Source organism: Enterobacter sp. 04-C-12-SI-ECC, assembly GCF_047530715.1.
GTDB lineage: Bacteria > Pseudomonadota > Gammaproteobacteria > Enterobacterales > Enterobacteriaceae > Enterobacter > Enterobacter bugandensis.
Map to the genome: position 1 here is coordinate 254,859 of NZ_JBLKDI010000004.1, position 8,717 is coordinate 263,575.

The window sequence follows — 8,717 nt, forward strand, 5'->3', positions numbered from 1 at the left end:
GACATGGCTAATTTCTTTATTCAGAGGCCGGTTTTCGCCTGGGTACTTGCCATCATTTTGATGATTGCAGGCGGGCTGGCCATTCTCAAACTGCCCGTCGCCCAGTATCCGACGATTGCTCCGCCAGCCGTGGCGATTTCTGCGGCCTACCCCGGCGCTGATGCCCAGACGGTGCAGGATACCGTGACCCAGGTTATCGAACAGAACATGAACGGTATCGACAACCTGATGTATATGTCCTCCACCAGCGATTCAGCGGGCAACGTTACCATTACCCTGACCTTCGAGTCCGGCACCGATCCGGACATCGCGCAGGTGCAGGTGCAGAACAAGCTGCAGCTCGCCATGCCGCTGCTGCCGCAAGAGGTCCAGCAGCAGGGGATTGGCGTGAAGAAGTCCAGCAGCAGCTTCCTGCTGGTCGCCGGTTTTGTTTCGGACAACAAAAACCTCACTCAGGATGATATCTCCGACTATGTCGCCTCGAACGTCAAAGATGCTATCAGCCGAACGACGGGTGTCGGCGACGTTCAGCTGTTTGGCGCCCAGTATGCGATGCGCATCTGGCTCGACAGCAACGCGATGAATAAATACCAGCTGACGCCGCTGGATATTATTAACCAGTTGAAAACGCAGAACGATCAGATAGCGGCAGGCCAGCTGGGCGGTACGCCGTCTGTGCCCGGACAGCAGTTGAATGCCTCCATCATCGCGCAAACTCGCCTGAAATCACCGGAAGAGTTTGGCCGCGTGACGCTCAAGGTGAACCAGGACGGCTCGATGGTTCACCTGAAGGATGTCGCTCGCATTGAGCTCGGCGGCGAAAACTACAATATGGTGACCAAAATCAACGGGCAGGCCGCAACCGGCCTTGGGATTAAGCTGGCAACCGGGGCAAACGCGCTGGATACCGCGGCAGCCATCAAGAGCAAACTGGCGCAGCTGCAACAGTTCTTCCCGCAGGGGTTGAAGGTCGTCTATCCCTATGACACCACGCCGTTTGTAAAAATCTCCATTCATGAAGTGGTGAAGACCCTGTTTGAAGCGATCGTTCTGGTCTTCCTGGTCATGTACCTGTTCCTGCAAAACCTGCGGGCAACGCTCATCCCGACTATCGCGGTGCCGGTTGTTTTGCTGGGTACCTTCGCAGTTCTGGCGGCGTTCGGTTTTTCCATCAACACCCTGACAATGTTCGGCATGGTGCTGGCGATAGGTCTGCTGGTTGATGACGCCATCGTGGTGGTCGAGAACGTCGAGCGCGTGATGGTAGAGGACAAGCTGCCGCCGAAAGAGGCCACGCAGAAGTCGATGGAGCAGATCCAGGGCGCGCTGGTGGGGATCGCGATGGTTCTCTCGGCGGTCTTTATCCCGATGGCCTTTTTTGGCGGCTCGACGGGCGCCATCTATCGCCAGTTCTCGCTGACTATCGTTTCCGCCATGGCGCTCTCCGTGCTGGTTGCGCTGATCCTGACGCCCGCACTCTGCGCAACGCTGCTTAAGACCGTTTCTGGCGATCATCATGAGAAGAAAGGGGGGTTCTTTGGCTGGTTTAATGCGCTTTTTGATAAGAGCGTGGAGCACTACAGCAACAGCGTAAGCGGTATTTTGCGTAAGACCGGCCGCTATCTGGTGGTGTACGTCATTATTGTCGGTGGGATGGCGGTGCTGTTCCTGCGCTTACCTACCTCCTTCCTGCCTGAAGAGGATCAGGGGGTATTTATGACGATGGTTCAACTCCCGGCGGGTGCGACCCAGACGCGTACTCAGCAGGTTCTCGACCAGGTTCAGGACTACTATCTGAATAAAGAAAAGGCGAATGTTGAATCCGTCTTTACCGTTAACGGCTTTAGCTTTAGCGGCCAGGGCCAAAACGCCGGTATCGCCTTCGTGAGCCTGAAGCCCTGGGAGGAACGTCCGGGCGAGAAAAATAGCGTTGAGGCAATAGTAGGACGTGCAACAAAAGCGTTCAGCCAGATTAAAGACGGTCTTGTTTTTCCGTTTAACCTCCCTGCGATTATCGAGCTGGGCACCGCAACGGGCTTCGACTTTGAACTGATCGATCAGGCTAACCTGGGGCATACCCAGCTGACGCAGGCACGTAATCAGCTGCTCGGCATGGTGAAAGAGCACCCTGACCTGCTGGTTCGCGTGCGTCCTAACGGCCTGGAAGATACACCGCAGTTCAAACTGGATGTCGATCAGGAGAAAGCGCAGGCGCTGGGTATTAGCATTTCTGACGTCAACCAGACGATATCGACGGCGTTGGGTGGTACCTATGTGAATGACTTTATCGATCATGGCCGCGTGAAAAAAGTTTACGTCCAGGCGGATGCGAAATTCCGTATGTTGCCGGGGGACATCAACAATCTCTACGTGCGCAGCGCGAATGGGGAAATGGTGCCGTTCTCATCCTTTAGCAGCGCTCACTGGGTTTACGGTTCTCCTCGTCTGGAACGCTATAACGGCATGCCGTCCATGGAGATCCTCGGTGAGTCAGCCCCAGGGAAAAGTACCGGTGAGGCCATGGTGATGATGGAAAGCCTGGCGGCAAAACTGCCTTCCGGCATCGGCTACGACTGGACGGGAATGTCTTATCAGGAACGCCTTTCCGGTAACCAGGCGCCTGCACTGTACGCCATTTCACTGATCGTGGTGTTCCTGTGCCTGGCAGCGCTGTATGAAAGCTGGTCTATACCCTTCTCTGTCATGCTGGTTGTGCCGTTGGGGGTCATCGGGGCGCTTCTCGCAGCCTCAATGCGTGGGTTAAACAATGACGTCTATTTCCAGGTCGGACTGCTGACCACGATTGGTCTGTCGGCAAAAAACGCCATCCTGATCGTCGAATTTGCTAAGGACCTGATGGATAAAGAAGGTAAAGGTATCATTGAGGCCACGCTGGAAGCCTCAAGAATGCGCCTTCGCCCGATCCTGATGACCTCCCTGGCCTTCATTCTTGGCGTCATGCCGCTGGTAATTAGCACCGGAGCCGGGAGCGGCGCGCAAAACGCCGTCGGTACGGGTGTGATGGGAGGCATGCTTTCCGCAACCCTGCTGGCTATTTTCTTAGTGCCCGTTTTCTTTGTGGTCGTCCGCCGACGCTTTACCCGCCATAAAGATTAACCTTCTCGAAAAAGGCACCTCTGGTGCCTTTTTTATTTTTAAGATAAACAATGAATTAGATATTAAGCAAACGCCATGTTAAAAATACGATGATTTGCATTAAGTAAAAACACTCTCTTACCTCTTCACAATGTCTCCATTAATTCGTCCGGAAACCGACTTTTCTCCACGATTTTTACAAACTACATAATTTGAGATTATTCCTCGTGTAACGTGGACTTACCCCGGTGGTAAAATAACCTCCAGTTCGTTAATTGCCCTCCTGGCTTTATAGCGGACGAGAAATAATACTGAGGTAACATCATGAAAAGATTCATTTCCGTTGCACTTCTCGCTGCGCTGCTTGCTGGTTGCGCGCACGACTCTCCATGTGTACCGGTTTACGACGACCAGGGCCGACTGGTTCATACCAATACCTGTATGAAAGGCACCACTCAGGATAACTGGGAAACTGCAGGTGCTATCGCAGGCGGTGCTGCCGCAGTGGCGGGTTTGACGCTGGGTATTGTTGCCCTGACGAAGTAACATCAGTTAAGAAAGCGCGGCTCTGGCCGCGCTTTTGCTTTTAATCAGTGCACTATTTCCAAATAAGTAAAAAAATAGCCCCGTATTTATTCGCACCGCTTATTTCAGGCTAAGAACGGTCACATCTTTTTCGTACTCTCATTCAAATTATCGGTTCTAGTGTGATGATTTTCACACATTAATATTATTGAATACCCTGCCAATATTCACGCCAGAAACTATCTCTTCTTTTTCCTGACGCGACTCAAAACTTTTGCTCCAATTTGTGGCACAGGTTGTAATTTCGCACCGTTTCAGGGCGCTCGTTTTATTTAAGCCTGTCTACACTCAGCATTAAGCGTTCACTCATCTCTTATTTTGTCGAACGCAAAACTGGCATTACGTTTGCTTTATAAACGTTGGCCAAAGCCACAGACAGGTAAAGCGTTTAAAAACGCCTCTATAACGATAAATTTCGCCACACAGGATGCATTATGAAAAAGACGATGATAGCCAGCCTGGCCGCTGCCGGCATGATGTTTGCCGTAGCCGGTCAAGCCCATGCGGGAACGACACTGGATGCCGTTAAAAAGAAAGGTTTTGTTCAATGCGGTATCAGTGACGGTTTGCCTGGCTTCTCTTATGCCGATGCGAACGGCAAATTTACCGGTATTGATGTGGATGTCTGCCGTGGCGTCGCAGCAGCGGTTTTTGGTGATGACAGCAAAGTAAAATACACCCCGCTGACGGCGAAAGAGCGCTTTACGGCGCTGCAGTCCGGCGAGGTTGACATGCTTTCCCGTAATACCACCTGGACCTCCTCTCGCGACGCGGGTATGGGGATGTCATTTACGGGCGTGACCTATTATGACGGCATCGGCTTCCTGACCCACAATAAAGCGGGCCTGAAAAGCGCCAAAGAGCTGGATGGTGCGACCGTGTGTATCCAGGCGGGTACCGATACCGAGCTGAACGTCGCGGATTATTTCAAAGCAAATAAGATGAAATACACCCCTGTGACTTTCGACCGCTCGGATGAATCAGCCAAAGCGCTGGAATCCGGTCGCTGCGACACCCTGGCCTCTGACCAGTCACAGCTGTATGCCTTACGCATTAAGCTGAGCAATCCGGCGGAATGGATTGTCCTGCCTGAAGTGATCTCCAAAGAACCTCTCGGACCGGTTGTGCGTCGTGGCGATGAAGACTGGTTCTCTATCGTTCGCTGGACGCTGTTTGCCATGCTGAATGCAGAAGAGATGGGCATCAACTCGAAAAACGTTGATGAGAAAGCGGCGAATCCTTCCACCCCAGATATGGCGCACCTGCTCGGTAAAGAAGGTGATTTCGGCAAAGATCTGAAGCTGGATAACAAGTGGGCTTACAACATCATCAAACAGGTGGGTAACTACGCTGAGATCTTCGAGCGTAACGTGGGATCGGAAAGCCCGCTGAAGATCAAACGCGGCCAGAACAATCTCTGGAATAACGGCGGTATTCAGTACGCGCCACCAGTACGTTAAGTCATAGCTGTAACGGGCACTGCTCGGGCAGTGCCCACTCCAGAGTCATGGTTACTGAGGTTTCTTTATGTCCCATCGCCGCTCAGCCGTAAAAGGATCGCTATCCTTTTCTCATCCCGCGGTCCGCGCCTGGCTATTCCAGATTATTGCTATTGTTGCGGTTGTTCTTATCGCCGTGTATCTCATCCATAACACCATCACTAACCTGAATAATCGCGGTATCACCTCCGGTTTTGCGTTTCTGGATCGCAGCGCGGGCTTTGGGATTGTTCAGCACCTTATCGACTATCAGGAGGGTGACACGTACGGACGCGTGTTTGTGGTCGGTTTACTGAATACGCTGTTGGTATCGGCACTTTGTATTGTCTTCGCGTCCATCCTGGGCTTCTTTATTGGGCTGGCGCGTCTTTCTGAAAACTGGCTGCTGCGAAAGCTTTCCACCATCTATATTGAGACGTTTCGCAACATCCCGCCGCTGCTGCAGATCTTCTTCTGGTATTTCGCTGTGCTGCGTAATCTTCCCGGTCCCCGCCAGGCCGTCGATGCGTTTGAGCTGTTTTTCCTGAGTAATCGTGGGTTATACATTCCCTCTCCGCAGGTGGCCGAAGGGATTTACGCCTTTATCATCGCCATTATTGTTGCGCTCGCGATTTCCGTCGGCCTGTTCCGCTATAACCGTAAGCATCAGATTAAAACCGGACAGCTTCGTAAAACATGGCCAGTTGCCGCTGCGCTGATTGTTGGCTTACCGCTAGTTGCTCACTGGCTTTTTGGTGCAGCCTTGCACTGGGATATTCCTCACCTACGCGGGTTCAACTTCCAGGGTGGTATGGTGTTAATTCCTGAACTGGCAGCACTCACGCTGGCGCTTTCAATTTATACCTCCGCGTTTATTGCGGAAATCATCCGCTCCGGGATCCAGGCCGTGCCTCACGGGCAGCACGAGGCGGCACGTTCACTCGGTTTGCCGAATACCGTGACGCTTCGCCAGGTCATTATTCCGCAGGCTTTACGGGTGATCATTCCGCCCCTGACCAGCCAGTATCTCAACATTGTCAAAAACTCATCGCTGGCCGCTGCCATTGGTTATCCGGATATGGTGTCTCTCTTCGCCGGAACCGTGCTTAACCAGACCGGACAGGCCATAGAAACCATTGCCATCACCATGTCCGTCTATCTAATCATCAGTCTGGCTATTTCGTTGCTGATGAACCTTTATAACCGTCGTATAGCACTGGTCGAGCGCTAAGGATCTATGATGACAAAAGCGATACTGTCGCACTCCTCGCGCCCTGCCAGCTCGACGGGTGGACGTTTTATTCTCTGGGCACGCAAGAATCTCTTCTCCAGCTGGAGTAATAGCCTGCTGACGATTGTCTGCCTGTGGCTCATGTGGGAATTGCTCCCTCCGCTGCTGAACTGGGCGGTTATACAGGCCAACTGGGTCGGTTCAACCCGAGCAGATTGCACAAAAGCCGGCGCTTGCTGGGTGTTTATTCATGAGCGCTTCGGTCAGTTCATGTATGGATTGTATCCGCATGAACAGCGCTGGCGGATTAATCTGGCGCTGGTTATCGGCCTGCTCTCTGTTGCAGTCATGTTCTGGAAAAAGCTGCCTCACCGTGGACGCTATATTGCCGTTTGGGCGGTGGTTTATCCGATTATTGTCTGGGTGCTGCTGTATGGCGGTTTTCTCGGGCTGGAACGCGTTGAAACACGCCAATGGGGTGGGCTGACGCTGACGTTGATTATCGCTTCAGTAGGGATCGCCGGCGCGCTACCGTTGGGCATTTTACTCGCTCTGGGTCGCCGTTCAAAAATGCCGGTCGTACGCGTGCTCTCCGTTATCTTTATTGAGTTCTGGCGCGGCGTACCGCTTATCACCGTACTGTTTATGTCGTCGGTCATGCTGCCACTGTTTATGGCGGAAGGTACAACGATCGACAAGCTGATCCGTGCCCTGGTCGGGGTGATTCTCTTCCAGTCCGCCTATGTCGCTGAAGTTGTACGCGGTGGCCTGCAGGCATTGCCTAAAGGCCAGTACGAAGCGGCGGAATCGCTGGCGCTCGGCTACTGGAAAACGCAGGGGCTGGTGATCCTTCCGCAAGCGCTCAAGCTGGTTATCCCTGGGCTGGTCAATACGATCATTGCTCTCTTTAAAGATACCAGTCTGGTGATCATCATCGGATTGTTCGATCTCTTTAGCAGCGTGCAGCAGGCAACCGTTGACCCTGTCTGGCTGGGTATGTCCACCGAGGGATATGTCTTTGCCGCTCTGATCTACTGGATCTTTTGTTTTAGCATGTCGCGCTATAGCCAGCATCTGGAAAAGCGCTTTAACACCGGGCGTACACCGCACTGAGGAAATTATGAGCCAAATAACTATGACACCCGCCGACGCGATGATTACGCTGGAAAACGTCAATAAATGGTATGGACAGTTTCATGTCCTGAAGGACATCAATCTTAAGGTAAAGCAGGGCGAACGCATCGTCCTTTGCGGCCCTTCTGGATCCGGGAAATCCACAACTATTCGCTGCATTAACCATCTTGAAGAGCATCAACAAGGGCGCATTGTGGTTGATGGTATTGAACTGAATGAAGATATCCGCAATATCGAACGCGTGCGGCAGGAAGTGGGAATGGTATTTCAGCACTTTAATCTGTTTCCACACCTGACCGTTCTGCAGAACTGTACGCTTGCGCCGATTTGGGTCCGAAAGATGCCGAAACAGGAAGCGGAGGCGCTGGCGATGCACTACCTTGAACGCGTACGTATCGCGGAGCATGCCAATAAGTTTCCAGGTCAGATCTCGGGCGGGCAACAGCAGCGCGTGGCTATCGCCCGTTCGCTGTGCATGAAACCCAAAATCATGCTGTTTGACGAACCGACATCTGCGCTGGATCCCGAAATGGTGAAAGAAGTACTGGATACCATGATTGGGCTGGCACAATCCGGCATGACCATGCTGTGCGTCACGCATGAGATGGGATTCGCGAGAACCGTGGCCGACCGGGTGATCTTTATGGACCGCGGCGAGATTGTTGAGCAGGCACCGCCGGGTGAGTTCTTTGCGCATCCGAAGTCAGAACGTACGCGAGCATTTTTATCGCAGGTAATTCATTAGTCATTTGCTCTGCCGGGTGGCGGCTTCGCCTTACCCGGCCTACGATTTGTGCAGCGCAGAAACGCAAAAAGGCCATCCTTGCGGATGGCCTTTTCACTTATTTGATGTCTGGCAGTTCCCTACTCTCACATGGGGAGACCCCACACTACCATCGGCGCTACGGCGTTTCACTTCTGAGTTCGGCATGGGGTCAGGTGGGACCACCGCGCTAAAGCCGCCAGACAAATTCTTTTACTTCTTGCCGAACTTTAACCTAAGTATAAAGTGGTGCTGATACCCAGAGTCGAACTGGGGACCTCACCCTTACCAAGGGTGCGCTCTACCAACTGAGCCATATCAGCACGCTAAATTTGATGCCTGGCAGTTCCCTACTCTCACATGGGGAGACCCCACACTACCATCGGCGCTACGGCGTTTCACTTCTGAGTTCGGCATGGGGTCAGGTGGG

At 52.8% G+C, this 8,717-nt stretch carries 6 protein-coding genes, 1 tRNA gene and 2 rRNA genes; 6 read left to right on the plus strand and 3 right to left on the minus strand.

What is annotated here, in order from left to right; genetic code table 11:
* Positions 1 to 3: 3 nt before the first annotated feature.
* The 6 genes from ACMWL8_RS09650 to ACMWL8_RS09675 all read left to right on the plus strand — a co-directional run bounded on the left by ACMWL8_RS09650 (position 4) and on the right by ACMWL8_RS09675 (position 8,269).
* Positions 4 to 3,117, plus strand: coding sequence for an efflux RND transporter permease subunit (locus ACMWL8_RS09650; protein WP_045260444.1), 3,114 nt, complete (start codon positions 4 to 6; stop codon positions 3,115 to 3,117).
* Between the two features lie 303 nt (positions 3,118 to 3,420).
* Positions 3,421 to 3,642: a lipoprotein gene (locus tag ACMWL8_RS09655; protein ID WP_008502867.1), complete on the plus strand. Its 222-nt coding sequence runs from the start codon at positions 3,421 to 3,423 to the stop codon at positions 3,640 to 3,642.
* A gap of 473 nt (positions 3,643 to 4,115) precedes the next feature.
* Positions 4,116 to 5,141: an amino acid ABC transporter substrate-binding protein gene (locus ACMWL8_RS09660; RefSeq protein ID WP_045260443.1), complete on the plus strand. Its 1,026-nt coding sequence runs from the start codon at positions 4,116 to 4,118 to the stop codon at positions 5,139 to 5,141.
* A 67-nt stretch (positions 5,142 to 5,208) separates the two neighbouring features.
* The gene (locus ACMWL8_RS09665) at positions 5,209 to 6,390 is read left to right on the plus strand and encodes an amino acid ABC transporter permease (RefSeq protein ID WP_045260442.1); all 1,182 of its coding nucleotides are present in this window, start codon (positions 5,209 to 5,211) and stop codon (positions 6,388 to 6,390) included.
* Positions 6,391 to 6,399: 9 nt separating this feature from the next.
* A complete protein-coding gene (locus ACMWL8_RS09670; protein ID WP_028014621.1) occupies positions 6,400 to 7,503 on the plus strand; it encodes an amino acid ABC transporter permease in 1,104 nt (367 codons plus the stop codon).
* 7 nt (positions 7,504 to 7,510) lie between these two features.
* Positions 7,511 to 8,269 (plus strand): amino acid ABC transporter ATP-binding protein, encoded by a 759-nt coding sequence (locus ACMWL8_RS09675; RefSeq protein WP_028014622.1) that lies wholly within the window; start codon positions 7,511 to 7,513, stop codon positions 8,267 to 8,269.
* Between the two features lie 106 nt (positions 8,270 to 8,375).
* On the opposite strand, the gene rrf (ACMWL8_RS09680) is transcribed toward ACMWL8_RS09675, so the two are convergent.
* The 3 genes from rrf (ACMWL8_RS09680) to rrf (ACMWL8_RS09690) form a co-directional block, all read right to left on the minus strand.
* Positions 8,376 to 8,491, minus strand: a 5S ribosomal RNA gene (gene rrf / locus ACMWL8_RS09680).
* A 43-nt stretch (positions 8,492 to 8,534) separates the two neighbouring features.
* Positions 8,535 to 8,610: transfer RNA gene (locus tag ACMWL8_RS09685), tRNA-Thr, on the minus strand.
* Between the two features lie 14 nt (positions 8,611 to 8,624).
* Positions 8,625 to 8,717 (minus strand): 5S ribosomal RNA (gene rrf, locus ACMWL8_RS09690); the annotation flags it as partial.